16 protein-coding genes are annotated in these 20,084 nt (G+C 44.1%); 4 read left to right on the forward strand and 12 right to left on the reverse strand.

Annotated features, from left to right (window positions below; all coding sequences use genetic code 11):
- Window positions 1-4 precede the first annotated feature (4 nt).
- From OCV61_RS04285 to OCV61_RS04320, 8 genes are all read right to left on the reverse strand, one after another.
- Window positions 5-1,396: a transglutaminase-like domain-containing protein gene (locus tag OCV61_RS04285; protein WP_262582679.1), complete on the reverse strand. Its 1,392-nt coding sequence runs from the start codon at window positions 1,394-1,396 to the stop codon at window positions 5-7.
- Entirely contained in the window at window positions 1,393-2,307 is a 915-nt protein-coding gene (locus OCV61_RS04290; RefSeq protein ID WP_158420822.1) for a C40 family peptidase, read from the reverse strand. Before OCV61_RS04290 ends, OCV61_RS04285 begins: the two co-directional genes overlap by 4 nt.
- A 95-nt stretch (window positions 2,308-2,402) precedes the next feature.
- Window positions 2,403-3,509 (reverse strand): dipeptide epimerase, encoded by a 1,107-nt coding sequence (locus OCV61_RS04295; protein WP_158420823.1) that lies wholly within the window; start codon window positions 3,507-3,509, stop codon window positions 2,403-2,405.
- Window positions 3,510-3,643: 134 nt separating this feature from the next.
- A complete protein-coding gene (locus OCV61_RS04300) occupies window positions 3,644-5,206 on the reverse strand; it encodes a peptide ABC transporter substrate-binding protein (protein WP_262582680.1) in 1,563 nt (520 codons plus the stop codon).
- Between the two features lie 154 nt (window positions 5,207-5,360).
- Window positions 5,361-6,359, reverse strand: a complete 999-nt coding sequence (locus OCV61_RS04305; protein ID WP_158420825.1) for an ABC transporter permease — start codon at window positions 6,357-6,359, stop codon at window positions 5,361-5,363.
- Window positions 6,360-6,374: 15 nt separating this feature from the next.
- The gene (locus OCV61_RS04310; protein WP_158420826.1) at window positions 6,375-7,295 is read right to left on the reverse strand and encodes an ABC transporter permease; all 921 of its coding nucleotides are present in this window, start codon (window positions 7,293-7,295) and stop codon (window positions 6,375-6,377) included.
- 14 nt (window positions 7,296-7,309) lie between these two features.
- Window positions 7,310-8,290 (reverse strand): ABC transporter ATP-binding protein, encoded by a 981-nt coding sequence (locus tag OCV61_RS04315; protein WP_158420827.1) that lies wholly within the window; start codon window positions 8,288-8,290, stop codon window positions 7,310-7,312.
- Between the two features lie 20 nt (window positions 8,291-8,310).
- Window positions 8,311-9,309, reverse strand: coding sequence for an ABC transporter ATP-binding protein (locus OCV61_RS04320; RefSeq protein ID WP_158420828.1), 999 nt, complete (start codon window positions 9,307-9,309; stop codon window positions 8,311-8,313).
- Between the two features lie 299 nt (window positions 9,310-9,608).
- On the opposite strand from OCV61_RS04320, the gene OCV61_RS04325 reads away from it, so the two are divergent.
- The 4 genes from OCV61_RS04325 (at window position 9,609) to OCV61_RS04340 (ending at window position 15,121) form a co-directional block, all read left to right on the forward strand.
- Window positions 9,609-11,294 (forward strand): histidine kinase N-terminal 7TM domain-containing protein, encoded by a 1,686-nt coding sequence (locus OCV61_RS04325; protein WP_158420829.1) that lies wholly within the window; start codon window positions 9,609-9,611, stop codon window positions 11,292-11,294.
- Window positions 11,291-12,586 (forward strand): sensor histidine kinase, encoded by a 1,296-nt coding sequence (locus tag OCV61_RS04330; RefSeq protein ID WP_158420830.1) that lies wholly within the window; start codon window positions 11,291-11,293, stop codon window positions 12,584-12,586. Before OCV61_RS04325 ends, OCV61_RS04330 begins: the two co-directional genes overlap by 4 nt.
- The gene (locus OCV61_RS04335; protein ID WP_158420831.1) at window positions 12,587-13,216 is read left to right on the forward strand and encodes a response regulator transcription factor; all 630 of its coding nucleotides are present in this window, start codon (window positions 12,587-12,589) and stop codon (window positions 13,214-13,216) included.
- Window positions 13,217-13,378: 162 nt separating this feature from the next.
- Window positions 13,379-15,121, forward strand: a complete 1,743-nt coding sequence (locus OCV61_RS04340; protein ID WP_158420832.1) for a hypothetical protein — start codon at window positions 13,379-13,381, stop codon at window positions 15,119-15,121.
- Window positions 15,122-15,238: 117 nt separating this feature from the next.
- Here the strand turns inward: OCV61_RS04340 and OCV61_RS04345 are convergent, their stop codons facing one another.
- The 4 genes from OCV61_RS04345 to OCV61_RS04360 all read right to left on the reverse strand — a co-directional run bounded on the left by OCV61_RS04345 (window position 15,239) and on the right by OCV61_RS04360 (window position 20,007).
- A complete protein-coding gene (locus tag OCV61_RS04345; protein ID WP_158420833.1) occupies window positions 15,239-16,228 on the reverse strand; it encodes a LacI family DNA-binding transcriptional regulator in 990 nt (329 codons plus the stop codon).
- Between the two features lie 46 nt (window positions 16,229-16,274).
- A complete protein-coding gene (locus OCV61_RS04350) occupies window positions 16,275-17,300 on the reverse strand; it encodes an ABC transporter permease (RefSeq protein WP_158420834.1) in 1,026 nt (341 codons plus the stop codon).
- Between the two features lies 1 nt (window position 17,301).
- The gene (locus OCV61_RS04355) at window positions 17,302-18,801 is read right to left on the reverse strand and encodes a sugar ABC transporter ATP-binding protein (RefSeq protein ID WP_158420835.1); all 1,500 of its coding nucleotides are present in this window, start codon (window positions 18,799-18,801) and stop codon (window positions 17,302-17,304) included.
- Window positions 18,802-18,948: 147 nt separating this feature from the next.
- Window positions 18,949-20,007 carry a substrate-binding domain-containing protein gene (locus tag OCV61_RS04360; protein ID WP_158420836.1) on the reverse strand — a complete coding sequence of 353 codons (1,059 nt, stop codon included), beginning with the start codon at window positions 20,005-20,007 and terminating at the stop codon, window positions 18,949-18,951.
- Window positions 20,008-20,084 lie beyond the last annotated feature (77 nt).

A 20,084-nucleotide genomic window follows, 5' to 3' on the forward strand; every position in this document is an offset into this window, starting at 1 on the left:
AAAGTCAGCTGGGGGATTGACTCCCAGCTGATAGAACCATTTCCTTGGTGTTTTCTACCTCATAGGAAGCAAAGCCTTTTTCCTCAGATTCGATCTCACCGGTCTGATTGTCATATGGATCAATGGGCATAAACTCTTTTTTAACAGCAAAATCCTGCTGAAAAGCATTATTTGCCACCATCCGGTAGGTCTCCAGATTTCCGAAATAGAATCTGCGCCGCTGTTCATCCCCAGAGGCGTAAGCGGAACCTCCAAAGGATGGGTCTGCATAAAGCCATCCATAAGGCTCTACGTAGAACATTGCCCAGTCATGTGGCCCTACATATGCCGGATTTGCATAAAGGCCGGACTGCCACTTGGCAGGTATGCCGCAGATCCTGCAAAGCGTGATAAATAAAAGTGCCTGTACGCCGCAGTCACCCCTAAGGTTTCTTGCACAATACTGGGGAATATCCGTGATCAGTGAATACTCTTTCATGTAAGAATATTGTACCTTTGTGGTAATGTAATCATAGATCCTTCTGGCAATTTCCAGAGGATCTTTTTCTTCCCCTGCGATCTCCCGGGCAAGGGAAGTAAGATAAGGGCTGAACCGGATATGAGGATATTGTTCCTTCAGATATTCCTCCATTCCTTCTGGCACACTGCTTTTCTTTGCCTCATCAGACCACAGATCCACATATTTTGCAGTTACTGTATACTTATACTCCACAAAGAATGTACGGTTTTCCTGAAGCTGATCCTGGAAACAGATAGATCTGTACAGGGAATCCGGCTTATCAATGCTTACATTTCCCTGTGTATGATCCAGAATCTGAACATCTGAAATCTGATATGCTTCTGCCGGAATCGGAAGATGCACCTTTACCTTCATTCCAGGCTTAAACTGTTCATCCTTTAAACGGATCGTAGCACGGATGCGGAAGCTTTCCTTTGCCTCCCCCTGTTCACGGATCTGCTGAACCTTCTGAAGCAGCAGCTTTTTATCCTCCGAGATCTTTTCATAAATCCCTGCACGTTCCCGGATATCATCATCTTTGTCCATAATATTCCGCATAAGATTGTGGATATAATGCTTTTCTCCATTGATATAGATCCATTCTGCCAGGTTTTTCGATTCCATTTTCCTGATATCCTCTTCAGAAAAATCCGGAAGCTTTTCCTTAAAAAGGCGGATCACATCTGCCTTTGTATACGGAAATTGCTTTGGCAGTTCTTCCAGAATAAATTTTTCATAGCGAAGCCTTGTTTTTAATTCTTCCCCAATTGGCTGCTCCAGCCAGCGATCTGCTGCTTCCTTTGCTTTTTCCAGATCTCCGAAATCCTTATATTTCAAAACATCCTCCGGCAGCTCCAGTGCCAAGGATTTCAATTCTTCTCCTGAAAACCTTCTCATATAAATACACTCCCACATCCTGTTATTTTCTGTGCCAGGTCTTCCCTGTAATCTTCATCCTCTTCCCGCAGACTGTTGATGGTTACATAAGGTGTTTTCACATAGCCTGTGGAATGGATGTACTTTCCATTGCCAAGGTAAAGGGCCACATGTCCCGGAAAAAAGATCAGATCTCCTGTTTTCAGATCCTCCTTTTTCACCGGAGACACCGGAAATTCTTCACGAATTGACGCATCCCTGTAGATCAGAAGCCCACTGTTCAGGTAACTCATAAAAGTAAGTCCGGAACAGTCGATTCCCTGAGAAGATTTCCCGCCCCAGCGATACTGGGTGCCCATGTATTCCAGTGCGCTTTCCTTTATCCTCTCACGGAAGGTCTCTTCTTCTACTGCAAGTCTTTGTCTCATTGCGTGAAAATAGCCTTTTCCTTCTGTATTTTTCTCTGACAGATAGCCATCATCCTCTTTTCTTTCCCGAAGATTCACGGTATGGATGAAACCTTCCCGTCCTGCCCCACTTCGTACCTTACTCCAGCCTGGAACAACTTCTTTTTCCAGAAGCTCTACGATACAGCTTTTCAATAAAAGCTCCAGAGGCAGTCCCTGCACCTTTGGTGCATCCAGAAGATCTGCTTCTGAGATCCCCAGCCTGAAAAACCGATCTTTATCCTGCCGTTTTTCCAGTTCGTCTTCTGTGATGGGTTTTATTTCTTCTTCTTTTACATAACCGGAATATCCATAATGGGTTTCTATCTTCAGATACTGCTTTCCAGGAAGCTTTTCTAATACCTTCACAGCCCATCCGGAGAAAATCTCATCTTCGATTCCGCTTAAGTTTTCTCCATTTTCATTTTCAGCCTCTGCCCTAAGATAAGCATGCTCTGCAGTCACAATTGCAAGATACTCTTTCATGTTTCAGATCCTTTCTATTTCAGATCTTTTCTGTTTTAGATATTTTCTGTTTTAGATATTTTCTGTTTTAGATATTTTTTTAGATTTTTTCTGTTTCAGATCCTTTCAAACTTTACCGGAACTTTGGTGATCCCGATCCCATAATCTTCACTTAATAAGATCTTTGGTCCCTGATATACCGGTCCTCCTTCATAAGGATCCACTTTACATAATGACGGGCCATCCAGGTCTGCCATAGTTACACAGGAACGTGCAGCAGCCAGATGTACTCCTGCGCTGACGGAAACCTTGCTTTCCAGCATGCATCCGATCATACATTTAATGCCGAATCGGTCGGCTGCGTCACAGATCTTCACTGCCTCATGGATACCGCCTGTTTTCATCAGCTTGATGTTTACCAGGTCTGCCCCATGCTCTTCCATCACACGCACACCGTCCTCATAGGAAAATACGCTTTCATCTGCAAGAATCGGGGTCTGTACATGAGCGGTTACATACTGCATCCCTTTAAAATCATGATAGGATACCGGCTGCTCCACCAATTCGATCCCCAGACCTGCGTCCTCCATAGCTGTAATGGTAGAAACTGCTTCTTCCCTGGTCCAGCCCTGGTTGGCATCCACGCGGATCACCACGTCTTTCCCCACTGCCTTGCGGATCTCACGGATACGCTCCACATCCTTCTCACCGCCTTTTCCTACTTTGACCTTCAGGATACGGAAGCCTTCCCCAACTGCTTTTACGCTGTCCCTTACCATTTCATCTGTATCATTTACGCTGATGGTAATATCTGTTTCCAGTTCTGTTTTTACCGCAGAAGGGTCTTTTTCCCCAAGAAGCCTGAAAAGCGGCTTTTTCTGGAGCTTTGCATAAAGATCATAAAGTGCAATGTCCACAGCTGCCTTTGCAGTAGTATTTTTTGCAAGACACTTTTCCATTTTTGCCATAATAGACGGAAGGTCGTCCAGACCCATCCCTGTAATGGAAGGGGCAATATAATAACGGATAGCTGCCTCTATGGACTCTTTCGTGTCTCCGGTGATCACGGCTGTAGGCGGTGCTTCCCCGTAGCCTTCTGTCCCATCCTCTGCTGTTACCTTTACGATCAGATCATTCACACTGTTTACTGTACGGAGGGCTGTCTTAAATGGGGTAACAAGTGGAATTTCAATGTACCCGATTGCGATTTCTTTCAGTTTCATAATCTTATTTACTCCTTAAAAAAGGCTGCCGCCTCTGGTTTTCCCGAAATCATGCCGGATTCCCTAAGACGACAGCCCTTATTTTCTGTCAGCAGTATACCAGCCGCCTTTGGCTTTTTACCTGCATCATTTTATTAAAGTGCTTTGAGGTAAGTAAATACAAAGTTACCACAACTGTATACAAGGCCTTCATAATTTGTGTCATCAAACAGATAAGAACTCATAGAATGAAGGATTACGCTTACAGGCAGATCTCTTGCCAGGATCTCATCACATTCCTTGTAGCCTTCCCACTGCTCTTCCTCTGTGGCAGCACTGGTAGCCTTTAAGAAAGCTGCGTCATACTCATCTCCCTGATAGAAGGAGTTAGAATTTGCAGTTGCATACATGGAGTCATACATATTTGACAGATCCTTGTAATCCATAAACCATCCATAATAAGCCAGGTCGTAGTCACCAGCGTTTCTTGCTGCGGAAAAGTTCTCAACCTTCTCTACTGTAATGGAATCAATACCCAGAACCTCTTTCCAGTCATTAACGATTGCTTCTGCGATCTCTTTACGGCTGTCGTTGTTTACAATGTAGGTAAGAGCCGGGAAGCCTTTCCCATCCTCATATCCTGCCTCTGCAAGAAGCTGTTTTGCTGTCTCACAGTTCTCATCATATGCTTCCACATCTTCCCATGGATCACAGTAATCTACGAAATCTGTGCCGTCAGCGTTCTCATAACCTCTGCAGGCAAGTGTTACACCAACCTCATCATTCAGACCACGGATATTCATGATCCTCTCTCTGTCGATGGTCAGAGACAAAGCTTTACGAACATTTACATCCTTCAGAACTTCATTTCCTTTGTCGCCCAGGTTAAACATTACACAGTAGTTGTTATTTCCTTCTGTGTAAACCAGTCCGTTGCCTTCCATACGAGGCTTCTCCTCATCCGGACACATATCGGAATATACATAATCACCACTCTCAAAGGAAGCAAGTGCAGAGCTTTCCTCTGTGATCAGTTCCCAGTTGATGGTGCCAACCTGGATCTGGTCTGCATCATAATAGTCATCACGAAGCTTCATAACAACTTCTGACTCATGTGCCCAGCTTTCCATTTCATAAGGTCCGTTATAAACTGCTTTATCCGGATCTGTTGCATAAGCATCTCCGTACTCTTCTACATAATCCTGTCTTGCCGGATAAGTAGACGGGAATGCAAGAACAGAAGGAAGATATGAGCACGCATGTTTCAGATGAAGTACCAGAGTTTTGTCATCGGTCGCTTCATAGCTGTCCACAATATCAGAAATCATGGTACAGTAGTCGCCGCCCTGTGCTGCCAGATTGTCAAATCCAAAAACAAAATCATTTGCTGTTACAGCCTGTCCGTCAGACCAGGTGATGTCATCTCTCAATGTAAAGGTCCATGTGAGATTATCATCGCTCTGCTCTACAGAAGCTGCCTGTCCAAGAACAATCTCTCCATTAGCATCCAGCTTGTAAAGACCTTCATAAAGATGTCTCAATGCTGAAATTCCATTCAGGAATCCACTGGTGGCTGTATTCAGCTGCATGGAATCTTCTCCACCGCCGGTAACGGAAATCTCGATCTTATCCCCATCTGCCCATACATTCATGGGGACAGTGGTTGCTGCAAGACCTGCAATCGTAAGCGCTGAAACTAATTTTGTGAGCTTTTTCATAATTATTCCTCCTTTTGATAGGTTTTTCATATCAGCGTCAGGCTAAAGGCCTCTCCCTGACATCTTTATATATACTCCGCAAGCGGAAACATATATCAATTTTTTCAAAATGATCTGATATTAGGACTCCTAAGACAGAAGCTCTGATGTTATATTATTTCTTCATCTTCGGATCCAGTGCATCCCTTAATCCGTCACCAAACAGGTTAAAGGAAAGGATGATCAAACTGATCAGAAGCGCAGGGAAAATAACACGGTATGGATATGTGGTGATACCATTTAATGCTTCAGAAGTAAGGGAACCAAGGCTGGCCATCGGTGCGGAAACACCAATTCCCAGGTAGCTTAAGAATGCCTCAGTAAAAATCGCCGATGGGATCTGAAGCATAACAGTAGCGATCAGCTGGCCAATACAGTTGGGAAGAAGATGCTCTTTGATCATGGTTGCTTTTCCGCATCCAAGAGCTTCCGCTGCTGTAACAAAGTCCAGTGTCTTCAGCTGAAGAATCTGGCCGCGGACGATCCTGGCCATACCAACCCAGTACAAACATCCATATACAATGAATATGGCGATCAGACCGGAACCGATCTTCTGCAATCCGTGAAACATAGGTACCGTATCGATCAATGACTGCAATGGCTCACTGATCACCATTTTGATAACAACGATCAGCAGGATCTCAGGTACAGAGTAAATGATATCTACGATACGCATCATTACGATATCCACCTTACCGCCAACCAGTCCGGAAATTGCTCCGTAAATACTTCCCACGATCATAACGATCACAGCTGATACAAGACCCACCACCATGGAAATCCTGGTACCGATCATACAACGTACCAGAATGTCACGGCCAAGACGGTCCGTACCAAAGGGATGCTTCAGACAGGGCCAAAGTGCTTCATCGCCTCTTACCTGCTGGTCATAGGCGTAAGGAGAAAGAATGGGACCTATAAATGCAAAAATAAACATGATCACGATCACAACAAGGGCTGCAATGGCAATCTTGTTGGACTTCAAACGAATCCAGCTGGCCTTCCAGTAACCAATCTCCTCCGTATCAAGAGATTCCTCTTTAAAATAGTTTTCATCCAGGGGAGCAAAGTCTTCCGGTGAAATTTTGTTTTGTATGCTTAAAATGTTCTTCATGGCGTCTTCCTTTAATTAATCCAACTTTATTCTTGGGTCTACGATCTTGTACAGGATATCACAGATCAGGTTCATAAATACGATCAGTGCTGAGTAGAAGATGGTCACACCCATGATCATGGTGTAATCCCTGCGGCTGATGGAGCTGACAAAATATCTTCCAAGCCCAGGAACACTGAATACGCTCTCTGCAACAAAACCACCGGTAAGAATGGATGCAGTAAGAGGTCCCAGGTATGTGATAACAGGAATCAAGGAATTCTTCAATGCGTGGACAAATACAACCACAAATTCAGACATTCCCTTCGCCCTCTCTGTGCGAAGGTAATCCTGGTTCATAACCTCCAGAATACTAGCCCTTGTCAGACGGGTCAGATACGAAGTAGGATAAATGGCAAGTGTGACCATAGGCATGATCCATCCGCCTGGCTTATTGTAGCTCACCGGAAGCACCTTAAAGCTTACTGCCAGAAAAATCATCAGCGCAGAAGCAATTACATACCCCGGCATGGAAATACCAATGGACGAGAATACACGGATCACCGCATCCGGCCATTTATCTTTACAAAGGCCTGCGATACATCCAAGAATGATCCCGCATACAATTGCAAGGATCAACGCCCTTACACCAAGTCCCATGGATACTGCAAAGGACTGGAAAATAATATCCTTTACTGCACGGCCTTTCTGAAGAACGTAGCTGGTACCCATATCTCCCTTAAGAAGATTGGTCAGGTACTTTCCATACTGTACATACACCGGCTGATCCAGTCCATATTTTGCGATCAGGATCGCCCTGTTCTCTTCAGAAGCCTTTTCAGACATAAACGGGTCTCCAGGCATCAGATTCATTAAAAAATAAGTAATGGTAATAATCGCGAAGATACTGACGAATGCCAGCAGCACTCGCTTAACAATATATCTTGAAGTCTGCATTTTGATTCTCCTTGTTATGCATTATGGCATGCTGCAAAATGTCCGGGTGCCACTTCCCGAAGGGGAGGCATACTCTCACGGCAGGCCTGATACGCTTTGGGGCATCTGGTCCTGAACGGACAGCCTGACGGAGGATTCAAGGGGCTTGGCACCTCTCCTTCCAGTCGTATCCTTTTCCTTGTTGCGGATAAATCCGGATCTGCGATAGGAATTGCAGACAACAGCATCTCTGTATACGGGTGGAGCGGGTTACGGTAAAGCTCTGCACTGTCAGCCAGCTCTACAAGATGTCCAAGATACATAACTCCGATCCTGGTGCTGATATGCTTTACAACAGCCAGGTCATGTGCAATAAAAAGATATGTAAGGTTTTTGGTTTCCTGAAGTTCTTCCAGCATATTGATGATCTGCGCCTGGATAGACACATCCAAGGCAGATACCGGCTCGTCACAGATAATAAATCCCGGGTTTACTGCAAGTGCTCTCGCAATCCCGATACGCTGTCTCTGGCCACCAGAAAACTCATGTGGAAAACGGTTATAAAACTCAGCATTCAGTCCTACCAGCTTCATCAGCTCCAGCACACGCTCACGGCGTTCATTCTTGCTGCTGCAAAGTTTCTGCAGATCCATTGCCTCACCAATAATATCGGATACCGTCTTCCTCGGATCCAAAGATGCATACGGATCCTGAAATACGATCTGCATCTTTTTGCGGTATTCCTTCATGTCTTTACCGATAATGGATTCATTTTCATAGATGATATCTCCGGAGGTAGGCTCTTCCAGACGGAGCACTGTCCTTCCAAGAGTGGTCTTGCCACATCCGCTTTCCCCTACGATCCCAAGGGTCTCACCCTTGCGTACAAAAAAGCTTACATCATCTACAGCCTTTAAATCTGTCTTTTTTACAAATCCGGTACGCACCGGATAATATTTCTTAAGATTTTTTACCTGAAGGAGGATCTCTCCTTTTTGAATTTCATTGTTTCCCATACTCTTGTCCATCCTATCCTTTATGCATCCTGCAATGCTTTTTTAATGGTCTGCCAGCAGGATACCACATGTGTGTCATCCAGCTCATACTGGGGCGGCTCTTCCTTGACACAGATCTGCATAGCGCAGCTGCATCTGGGTGCAAACGCACAGCCTGGCTTCACACAGCTCATATCCGGCGGATTTCCCTTGATAGGCTTCAGCTTTTCGTTTACATCACTGTCCAGCTTAGGCACAGAGGCCAGAAGCCCCTCAGTATACGGATGGCATCTCTGATAAAAGATCTGACGGCTGGTACCTTCCTCCACGATCTTCCCTGCGTACATAACAATGATCTTGTCACAGATCTCAGATACCACTCCAAGGTCATGAGTGATAAAGATGATCGCCATACCCAGTTTATCCTTCAGTTCCTTTAAAAGCTCAACGATCTGGGCCTGAATGGTAACATCCAAAGCTGTGGTAGGCTCATCTGCGATCAGAAGCTCAGGATCACAGGAAAGTGCCATAGCGATCATCACACGCTGCCGCATACCGCCTGAAAACTCATATGGATACTGCTTCAGTCTTCGCTCCGGCTGATTGATCCCTACCAGCTCCAGCAGATGGATCATCCTGAGTCTGCGGCCGTTACCGTCCAGATCTGTATGCTTTTTCAAAGATTCATTCAATTGATATTCAACAGTAAACAGCGGATCCAGGGAAGTCATAGGATCCTGGAAAATCATGGCAATCTTATTGCCCCTCAGTTCCTGTAATTCCTTCTTGGACATTTTCAGAATGTCCTTTCCATGAAAAAGGATCTCCCCTTGCTTCACTTTTCCTGTATCCGGGGTCAGCCTTAAAATACCGTGGCTGGAAACAGACTTGCCGCTTCCGGACTCGCCAACGATTCCTAACACCTCACCCTTATGTAATGTATAACTGATACCACGTACTGCCTGGATCTCTCCTGTCTTATTGTAAAAGGAAATCGACAGATCCTTCATTTCCAACAGTACATCCTGTTTTTCTTCCATATTACCTCTCCCATCCACATATACAAAACAGACGCAGACTGACCCACTGGATCAGACCCCTGCGTCTGTAAGCTTCTTTCGTTCTTCTTCATTTACTTTCTTGCTATTGTAATGCCAAACACATTCCTGTGTCAAGGTTAAATTCTCATATAATGAAGTTTTAACGTATTAAATTACCATTTTCTATACCGTTTTTTCAAATGTACACTGCTTGTCACTCTGCTCACCCCATGCTATGATAAACAAAACTAATACATTGTTTCGTAAAGAACTATTAGTATTGGGAAAGGAGGAAAATCATGTACAGCAGCAAAAAGACAAAATTTTTGAATATCCTGTGTGTTATACTTGCCTTATCCCCCGGTCTGATACGCCTTACCAGGCATCATTTTCCCAATGTATCAAGCAACTCCCTGATCTGTGTTCTTTACATTACTGCTGTGCTGATCTGGCTGACCCAGCTGCGGCTCCGCCTGCTGCGCAAAGAAGAACGCAGCTATCTGGTTTTTGCAGCTTTGCTGATCGTTTTCCTGATGGTTATCCGTACAACAAAATATATATTTATCCCGGAAAATACTCCTGCAGCTCGATATATCTGGTATCTTTACTATTTTCCCCAGACCTATGTGGTACTTTTTATGTTTTTTGCTGTGTTATATACCGGAAAGCCTTACGGCTGTTCCATTTCTCCCAAATGGAAGCTGCTGCACATCCCTGCACTTCTCATCGTTCTGGGTATCCTTACCAATGATCTGCACCAGCTGGCATTCCGTTTTTCCGGCAGCATTTCCCATTGGGTGGAAGATGAGCCTTATTCATACGGACCTTTTTATATTGCTTCCCTGATCTGGCTGGCAGTTATGTTCGGAGCAATTCTGATTCTTTCTTTTGTGCATTGTATTTCTCTGGATTGCCGTAGAAATATATGGATGCCTTGTATCCCTCTGGCTGCTGCCCTGATTTACCTGATCCTGTTTCTTAAGGATCCTTATTCTCCCCTGCAGCGGCTTTTCAAAACAACGGATATGATCACCTTCCTGTTTCCAGCCTTTATGGAGGCTTTAATACAGGCAGGACTTTTTCCATCCAATGATCAGTATTCCCTTATGTGGAAAGTTTCTGATCTAGGCGCCGGGATCATGGATATGCAGGGTAAGATCTGCTATCAGTCAGAGAAAAGCCTTCCAGTTACAGAAACACAGGTTCTTGCCGCCTTGTCCTCCCCTGTTACCCTTGCAGACAGCAATATGGTCCTGAACAGCCATCAGATCCATGGCGGCTATGGTTACTGGCTGACAGATCTTTCCCAGATCCAGCAGATCAACAAAGCTCTGGCTGACCTGGGCGATGTTATGGCGGAACAAAATTCCATTCTGGAAGGCGAGAACCGGCTGGCGGAGAAGAAAGCCTCCATCCAACAGCAAAATCAGCTGTACGACCGGATTTCCCAGGATGTTTCCCACCAGCTTTTTATGCTGCATACGATTCTGGCAGATCTTCCGAAAGATGAACATGCTTTTGAAAATAAAATGAAATATGCCTCCGTTTTAATGGTTTACATAAAGCGAAGAGCAAATCTTCTGCTCCTTATCAATCAACAGAACTGGATACCCGGAAAAGAACTTTCTCTTTCCCTTGCTGAATCTCTGGAATATGTCCGGCTATCCCACATAACGGCCTATGGCACTTATCAGGATGCGTTTTCTATTCCTGGTGTATACGCTCTTGCCATATACCAGCTTTTCCAGCAAGTTCTGGAAGCCTGCCTTCCAGATACACAGGCCCTGATGCTCCAACTGACCATTACGGAAACGATTCATTTTTATATGGAAATAAGTTGCCCGGAAAACATATTCCCTCTACTTCCTGCCGCAAAGCAAATCCAGGCTTTAGGCGGAACTGTGAAAACAGAATCCGATCCGGATACCCTGTTCCTTACTGTGACCTTTAATGCTAGGGATTTTAAGGGAGGTGATACCACATGAGCCATTATGCACAGCTTTCATCTTCTTTTCATGCCTTTATGGGACTTTGCAGCATCCTTTTAATGACCGTTGCTGTCTGTTTTATGATAACCAGCCTGCTCCACGGATTTTCCCGAAAAAGTCAGTGGATCGGAGGTGTTTTATGCTGTCTTTGCATCCTGTTCATGCAAGGCCTTTGCGATCTGGGCCGTGACGGTTCCCAGAAGCTTTCTCCAACCTTTTTGGCACAGCTTACCGGTTCTCTGCCCTGGATCGCAGTTCCCGGACTATTGAGCATTTTAGCGTTATTTGAGGGATTATTTGGCTACTCTTTGTACAGACAGCAGAAAAAACGCCTTAATCCAGGTACCATCAAAGAAAGCTTTGACGCCCTTCCGGACGGAGTCTGTTTTGCACGGCAAAGTGGTGTTCCTCTCCTTATCAATACACGTATGGAACAGCTTTGCAGTCAGCTTCTGAGGACAAGGCTTCAAAATACCAATTTTTTCTGGCATTCTCTGCAGGTTCAGGAGTACAATAAGAAAATCCACAACATTTCCACAGGAACAACGGTTACTCTTCAGTTTCCTGATGGTACGGTCTGGGATTTCCGCCGCAGGGAATTGTCCCTGAAAAAAGACAGTATATGGCAGTTCTCTGCCTGTAATGTGACACAGCAATATCTTTTAAATCAGAAGCTGAAACAGCAGAATGACCAGTTGAATCAGGTAAATGAGCACCTGCGGCTTTTCAGTTATGAAGTAGAAAAAGTTACCCGGGAAAAAGAAAATCTGGCCGCCAGAGTAAAGCTGCATGATGAAATCGGAAGAGCGCTTCTGTCTTTCCGCATTTATCTGGAGCAGCCTGGCGACAAACGCAGCAGACAACAGCTTGTGCCTTTGTGGGAATATATTGTCTCTGCCATGGAGCAGGGCATCTCCCCTGAAAGCACTGACAGCCTGGACAAGGTTCTCACTGCTGCCCAAACTCTTGGGATCCACGTGGAAGGATGTTCTAAGCTGCCACTTTCCCACAGCAAAGGTTCTGAACTGCTTCTTGCGGCCTTGAAAGAGTGTATAAACAATACTGCCAGACATGCCCATGGAACCCATGTATATCTTCAAATTAGTGAAACACCTGACAGGATTTGTGCCAGCTTTACCAACGACGGAACCCCTCCTTCCGGAAAAATCGTGGAAAAGGGCGGCCTTAAAAATCTGCGGGCAGCTATTGCAAAAGCACATGGCAGTATGGAAATATCCAGCGCCCCGGCCTTTGTATTATATATAGAAATTCCAAAAGGAGAATCTTAATTGCGAAAAATAAATGTGATCATTGTAGATGACCAATATATGGCAAGACAGCTTTTTGAGCTGTACATAAAAAGCAGTGGCCGGTATCAGCTGGCCGGTACCGCCAGTTCCGGTCAGCAGGCTCTGTCCCTTGTACAGGCTGTTTCTGCAGACCTGATCCTGATGGATATCCTGATGCCTGATGGGGAAAACGGTCTGGAAACAGCAGCCAGGATCAAAGCTATCCGTCCCTGGATCCGGATCATTGCTGTTACCTCTATGGCAGAAGCCTCCTGGCTGAAACGTGCCAGGGAAATCGGAATCGAAAGCTTCTGGTACAAAGAGTCTTCTAAAGAAACGATTTTAGAGGTAATGGACTGTACCATGAACGGCGATTCTGTATATCCGGATCAGCCGCCCAAGGTAAAGCTGGGGCTCTCCAGCAATACAGAATTTACTCAGAGGGAACTGGAAGTGCTCCGCCTGATGACCCGAGGTATGTCCAATTCTTCCATTGCCGGTGAGCTGGGCATTTCCGAGAACACTGTCAAATCCCATATCCAGCACATGCTTGATAAAACCGGCTATAAAAACAGGACTGAACTGGCCATTGAAGCCCGGATCCGCGGAATCGTGGTAAGTATTCCCTGATTTATCACCGTTCTCCATTCACTGTAATCCCAGTTTTGTTTTTCCTTATCATCCTTTCAGGTGATGTTATTTTTCTCTGAAGTTATATAATTATATAGAGGAGATTCTGTCCTGTCATATGATACACAGAACAGAAAATAACATTTTTCAGGAGGTATGAATATGAAAAAGACAAACCGACAAACCACAAAGCTTCTTTCGCTGGTAATGGCCATACTGGCGGTGCTTTGCATCATCTCCGTTCCGGTTAAGGCCCAGGATTATAATCATTCATTTATCATTACCGGACCAGACACTTACCGGATTGCCTTTGGGGAAGACTACAGGGGCAAAGAATCAGTCACCACCATTCGTAACCAGACCACTATTCCCATGCGTCTGGATATCCAGCGATCCGTTGCCCGCACAAAAGTAGTCACCCCTCCAAAATTAAAACAATTTGAATGGATCGAAAATTCAGTTACTAATACTTCCTCCGGCTTTGTGATCCTGGAACCAGGGGAAACCATATCTATGACTTTTATCTTCCGTTCGGACTATTCATCCGGCTCTTCCTGTATGCTTACAGCCACCCGTTCCAATATTTCTGACATCGGCGGCAAAGCTTTTGTCCAGGCGCAGCCAATCCCTGTGGAAGGCTCCATTTCAGGTGCATTAGTGGATTATGGTCTTAATCCCGACGAAAATGCCAGATATTTTTCTCTTTCCCTGGCAACCAAGCGTTATGTAAATCTGGAACTGATCAGTAATAACAAAAACCAGGTGACCGCATGGGTTTACTCCAAGGATAATTCCACCTCCCATATGGCAAAACTGGAATCCGATGCATCCGCTGACCATTTCTCCGGTATACTGGATGCGGGAGATTATGTGCTGAAGCTTGCCTACACACGAAGACAAAGCACCCCGGCCAGAACAGAAGTCTTCACTTTGAACATTAGCGGAAGAGAATATATCCAGGCTACAGGTGTGACTCTCACCTGCTCCTCTTCCAACCCTTCCTTCGATTCCAGAATTAAGAAAAAGGCAAAGACCTTTACCATTACTGCCACCACCGTGCCCGCCAACAGCGATGACAAGCTGTCCTGTATTCTTGCAGACGGCAACATTCCTGGCAGTGATTACTTGATCAGCGGCAATGTAGAAGGGCAGAATCAGGCAACATTCACCATCACTTACGGTATTGCATCCTGGGCTCATTATACTTATGGTTATACACGGCTTTCAGTAAAAACAGAGGCTGGTGTTCTTTCCAACAATGTGGACATCATCGGAAAAGCAGCTGCACCGGTGGTCAGTGATGTAACCAGCTATTATAATAAGATTCTCTTTAACAAATGTCAGATTGGAGACAGCATGTATCCTTCTGCTTCCCAGCCGGTAAAAGTTTATATGAAATCCGGAAAGAAATGGGTATTAAAAGCCACAGTAAAAAATGGCAGGCCTTTCCAGATCAAGAAATTAAAGCCAAACACCAAGTACCAATTCAAGTTTGTTTCTGCCTGCAAGGGACCTGACGGCTCGCTGATCAATGGTTCTTCAACTGTGAAAACCTATCGGACAGGGCGAAAAGTCAAGCCGGCTATCCGTTCCATTTCCGTCAGCAATGTAAAGGTTACCTATAACTCCAGATTTGAGAAGTACATGGGGAAATGGACATGGCGTAAATATTACACCACCCGCTTCACTGTGAATGTGCAGCTGAAGAAACAGCTTCCCGGTACACAAGGCTTATATATAGACGGCGTCAAATGCAAAGGAAAAGGGACTAGCTTTAAAGTAAACCTTTCTTATTCAGGCAATCACAGAGGACGCAAAACACCGATTAATGTTATACCATATTCCAATACCAGCCGTGACAAGGGACTGGGCATAAATGCAAAAACAAAAGTTATCATTCGTTAAACCATGATATACAGTATAAGGCGGCTGCACCTGGCAGCCGCCTCTCTTGATCACATCGATTAATCTGTGCACACACTCAAAAAGCGAATGCAGTTTTATCCTGCATCCGCTCTTTTTTCATGTTGATTCCCGAATTATCAATTCCGTATCAAGTATAAGAGACTTCATCTCTTCCTGTGGTTCTTCCAGCAGTTCCAGAAGCATTTCACAGGCTGTATAGCCCATCTGGAATTTGGGCTGATTCACAGTTGTAATAGAAGGTGTTGTCATAGAAGATAACTCGATATTATCAAATCCGACTACCAGAATGTCCCGCGGTACATGCAGATGAAAACGCTTTGCCGCACGGATCACTGCTGCCGCAAAAATATCTGATATTGTAAAAAAAGCATTTGGCCGGCTGTCAGAATTCAACAGTCTGCATATGGCTGCATATGCCATCTCATAGCTTACTTCCGGCAGCTGCACGATCCACTGCTTCGGAATCATCACCTCTGCTTTCTGAAGCGCATTCAGAAATCCTTCCTGACGCCTCCTGGCATATTTAAAATTTCCCGGTCCATTGATCAGAGCAATCTTACTTCCGCCATTTGACAGAAGATATTCCGTTGCAATTTCTGCTGCTTTGGTGTCATCAATACTAACATACGGATAATCTGCGTGTTCATTGTATTCACAGCATTGTACCAGAGGTGCGATCGTCCGTATCTGATTCAGGGCCTCTTCTGATATACGGTTTAGAAGAATTACACCTGCAGCATCCACTCTTCGCAAAAGATTACAGAAATCCAGCATATTTCCTTTATTCAGATGTGATTCATGAATCAATAAATGACAACCATGTGCCTTTGCAGATACTCGTGCTCCCCGAATGATTTCCTGATAAAATGCATTTTCGATTCCCGGAATATTCAGAACGACCAATGGTTGTGTTTCCTTTGAAACAGTGACCGTATTTTCCATCTGACATCCCAGTGAACGCATGGCCTCTTCTACCCGGCGGATCGTCGGCTCTTTCACCAGTTCCCTGTGATTCAGGACTCTTGACACTGTTGCCGGTGAAACCTGTGCTTTCTCAGCAATTAATGAAACGGTTATCTTCTTCATGCTTTCTCTCTTTTTCAAGTTTTATGTTTTTATTTTATCCTGCGTTTTATTCAGCCTTTTTTAATTTCTGTTTGATCTGCGGTCCTATGATCTGTACCATAATAACCAGCAGTAAGATAATTCCCTTGATCGCATTATTAATAAGAGAGTCCATCTTAAGGGACACGATGATCTTATCAATGATCGTATAGGACATTGCACCGAACAGGATTCCAAGGCATTTTCCTTTACCACCGGACATGCTGATCCCACCAAGTACTGCTGCTGCGATCGCATACATTTCATAGCTGTTTCCTGTTGTTGCCGGGTCGGCAGAAGCATTCATCGCAATCCAGAGAAAAGCACCAATTCCAACAAGTGCACCTGCGATCACAAATACGGAAATTTTCACAGCAGCGGTATTGATTCCCGCCATCTGCGCACCTTTCATATTACTTCCTACTGCATATACTTTTTTACCGTATTTTGTACTTGTTGTAATATATACAAAAACAAGGGTCATGATAATAAGGATCAGTCCAACGATTGGAATCGTAGATACTTTTCCGTTACCGAAATTGTAAAGAGTCTGATAAGAAGACTGGCTGTTTGCCATTTTGTAAACGGAACTTCCTCCACCGATCAAAGCTTTGTCCACATGCTGGCAGAAATACTGTGCAAAAGAACGATAAATCAGCATTGTTGCAAGTGTAACGATAAATGCAGGCATCTGGATCCATCCTACCATCACGCCATTGATCAAACCGCAGAAGGCACCAAACAGAACCGCAAATAAAAATGTAAGGATAATGCTGTTTGTTATGTTAAAGATTATAACAGAAAATCCGCCATCAAGAGCCAGCATAGAACCTACGGAAAGATCGATCTCACCAGTGATACAGATCAGTCCCATGCCCAGTCCAATGATACCGATTACTGCGGAATGACGAAATACATTCATCATACCGCTCCAGGTCAGTCCGTTTGTTGTCAGTGCATATACGATAAAAATTGCCACAAAAACAATGATATAACTATTTTCTCCCAGAAATCCTACAATACGTCCAGGAACTGTTGTATTCTTTTTACTCATTTTATTTTCCCTCCTCTGTCTGTGCCGCATTTGTTGAATACATCATAACGGTCATCTCATCAATTTCCTGATGTTCCAGGATCTTAATGATCTCGCCGTTATAAAACACTGCACAGTAATCGGCAACTTTCTGGATCTCTGGTATTTCCAGTGTATTGATCAGAATTGTTTTTCCCTGTTTAGCAAGTTCCAGGATCAGTTTGTAGATTTCTGCTTTTGCTCCTACGTCAATTCCCTGTGTAGGGTTGTCCAGAAGAAGAATTTCTGCATCTGTATTCAGCCAGCGCGCAAGAAATACTTTCTGCTGATTTCCACCACTCAGGGAGGTGATCGGATCTTCCCAGGAATTTGCCTTAATGTTCAGCATCTCCTTATATTTCTTGTATCTTTCGACTTCTTTCTTTTTTGAGATGGCTGGTTTCCATGCGGAAAGGGTATGCTCTGACAGATACATATTTTCCAGGATACTCATATCCGGAATCACAGAATTTTCCTTCCTGTTTGATGCCAGCATCGCAATTCCATCAGTCATGGCCGTATGAATAGAATGATCCCTCATAACTTTGCCCATCGCACGCATCTGGCCGCTGTATGCTCTTGTTACACCGAACATACACTGCATCAGTTCACTGCTTCCGGCACCCTGAAGACCAGTCAGTCCAACGATGCTGCCTTTTTTCACTGCCAGATTGATATTGCGAAAACCTTCTCCACTGAAATTCTTCAGCTCCAGGATCATGTCTCCAAGGGGTCTTTTTTCATAAACATCCTGATCTGAGTATTTCTCACCAACCATCATACGTGTCACAGCTTCTGGTGTGGTATCTTTTATATTTCCGGTGCCTACAAATTCTCCGTTTCGGAATACGGTATATCGGTCTGACAGGCGGAAAATCTCCGGCATTTTATGTGAAATAAAGATAAAGGAAGTTCCCTTTTTCTTCAAATTATTGACAATGTCAAACAGATGTGCCACCTCATCATTATTTAATGATGTTGTAGGCTCATCCAAAATCAGAAGTTTTGCTTTAAAAAACAGAGCTTTTGATATTTCAAGCAGCTGTTTCTGGCTTGTTTTTAATTTAGAAACCTGCTGTGTAGGATCAATATCCACTCCCAGTTCCTGAAACAGTCTCTCTGCCTCCTGAATCATTTTTTTCTTATCCAGGCGGCCCAGTTTATTTGTATATTCTTTCTGAAGGAATATATTTTCATAAACTTTTAAATCGTTAAACAAATTTAATTCCTGATGTACAAAAGCAATTCCCATATTCTCAGACTGCTTGATCGTAATATTTTTTAATTTATTTCCATCAAATTCGATTTCACCTTTATCGCGAGGAAATACACCCGTCAAAACGTTCATAAGCGTTGACTTTCCCGCACCATTTTCGCCAAGAAGTGCATGCACTTCCCCTTTTTCTACTGTAAGCTGTACATTTTTCAGTACCGGAACCCCACTGAAGGACTTACAGATGTTACTCATCTGCAGCAAACTCATAATTCTCGCCTCCTCGCCCGATCTGTCGGGCTTTCTGATACACTGCTCTGATACACATTCACTTAATTATCTGACAGAAGGGAACTTTGCAGTTCCCTTCGTCATTTCTGTCTTATTTAAAAAGATTATATCATGAAAATATTTGATTTAGAAAGAAGGATAATCTTTTACGTTGTCCTTATTTACGATTTCACAGGCAATTACGTGATCCTGCTCTACATCTTTTCCATCCAGATAATCAACCATATCCTGGATTGCTGTCTGGATCATTGCCGGGCTGTAAGTTACAGATACAATACCGCCAAACTGATCTGCGATATCTGTGAAGGATTCTCCACGAAGTACTGCATAAAGTTCATCCAGTCCGCCGCAGCCTGTCAGATATGGTGTATTTCCAAGGAATTTTTCTTTTGTTGCATCGTCAATTCCACCACCCTGAAGAGCTTCAAGGATACCCATTGCAAGTTCATCATCTTCTGCATAGAACCATTTGATATCTGCATTTGATGCATCACCCAACAGAGATTCAAAAGAGGTTTTTGTGTCAGAACGGCTCCAGTTCATAGCGCCTGAATATGTAATGGATTTAAGATCATCTTCTGACCATTTTGCATCGTCTGCGATTGTTTTTCCATCATATTCCAGTTCTCCTGTAAGGTATTTTGTAAATCCACTGTCACGGAGAGTTGTTACAGAAGAAGTATCTCCTTCGTATACATAAACTGCATCACCAGGTTTCAGTCCCTGCTCTGTATAGTAAGCTGCACATGCTGCACCGATACCTTCGTTGTCACCTTTTACATTGGATACTGCACTGTCAGCTACACCATCGATGATACGGTCAAATGCTACATATGGGATCTCAGCGTCAACCAGCTGCTGGATTGCAGACTGAACAGTGTCATCGATTGGCTGAATAACAACAGCGATATTGTCTTCACCAGCTGCGATGATATCTTCAATGTTGACGATCTGTTCTGCCGCATCTGCAGATGTGATCAGTTCTGCACTGTAAGTTCCGGCATCATTTACTTCTTCGATTTTTTCTTTTGCGAATGTTGCTACGGAACCAGTCCAGCCATGATCTTCCGGAGCTGTCAGTACATAAACGTGTGTAGCATCTCCTTCTCCGTCCGCAAATACAGGAGTAACCATACTGCCCATTGTCATAGCTGCGATAAGCGTGCAAACTACTGTTTTCTTCATAATTCATTTCCTCCTTTTGGAATATGTTTGTTTTTAATAAGCGGTTTTCCCCCGCATTATTTCAGCTTTTAACATTT

The organism is Blautia ammoniilytica, assembly GCF_025566965.1.
In the GTDB taxonomy this organism is placed as follows: Bacteria; Bacillota; Clostridia; order Lachnospirales; family Lachnospiraceae; genus Blautia_A; species Blautia_A ammoniilytica.

Coding starts and splice junctions, on each gene's coding strand:
- OCV61_RS04350 (WP_158420834.1), bottom strand. CDS start 17,300: ATGAGTAAAAAGAATACAACAGTTCCTGGACGTATTGTAGGATTTCTG.
- OCV61_RS04315 (WP_158420827.1), bottom strand. CDS start 8,290: ATGGGAAACAATGAAATTCAAAAAGGAGAGATCCTCCTTCAGGTAAAA.
- OCV61_RS04355 (WP_158420835.1), bottom strand. CDS start 18,801: ATGAGTTTGCTGCAGATGAGTAACATCTGTAAGTCCTTCAGTGGGGTT.
- OCV61_RS04285 (WP_262582679.1), bottom strand. CDS start 1,396: ATGAGAAGGTTTTCAGGAGAAGAATTGAAATCCTTGGCACTGGAGCTG.
- OCV61_RS04290 (WP_158420822.1), bottom strand. CDS start 2,307: ATGAAAGAGTATCTTGCAATTGTGACTGCAGAGCATGCTTATCTTAGG.
- OCV61_RS04305 (WP_158420825.1), bottom strand. CDS start 6,359: ATGAAGAACATTTTAAGCATACAAAACAAAATTTCACCGGAAGACTTT.
- OCV61_RS04320 (WP_158420828.1), bottom strand. CDS start 9,309: ATGGAAGAAAAACAGGATGTACTGTTGGAAATGAAGGATCTGTCGATT.
- OCV61_RS04325 (WP_158420829.1), top strand. CDS start 9,609: ATGTACAGCAGCAAAAAGACAAAATTTTTGAATATCCTGTGTGTTATA.
- OCV61_RS04360 (WP_158420836.1), bottom strand. CDS start 20,007: ATGAAGAAAACAGTAGTTTGCACGCTTATCGCAGCTATGACAATGGGC.
- OCV61_RS04330 (WP_158420830.1), top strand. CDS start 11,291: ATGAGCCATTATGCACAGCTTTCATCTTCTTTTCATGCCTTTATGGGA.
- OCV61_RS04310 (WP_158420826.1), bottom strand. CDS start 7,295: ATGCAGACTTCAAGATATATTGTTAAGCGAGTGCTGCTGGCATTCGTC.
- OCV61_RS04300 (WP_262582680.1), bottom strand. CDS start 5,206: ATGAAAAAGCTCACAAAATTAGTTTCAGCGCTTACGATTGCAGGTCTT.
- OCV61_RS04345 (WP_158420833.1), bottom strand. CDS start 16,228: ATGAAGAAGATAACCGTTTCATTAATTGCTGAGAAAGCACAGGTTTCA.
- OCV61_RS04340 (WP_158420832.1), top strand. CDS start 13,379: ATGAAAAAGACAAACCGACAAACCACAAAGCTTCTTTCGCTGGTAATG.
- OCV61_RS04295 (WP_158420823.1), bottom strand. CDS start 3,509: ATGAAACTGAAAGAAATCGCAATCGGGTACATTGAAATTCCACTTGTT.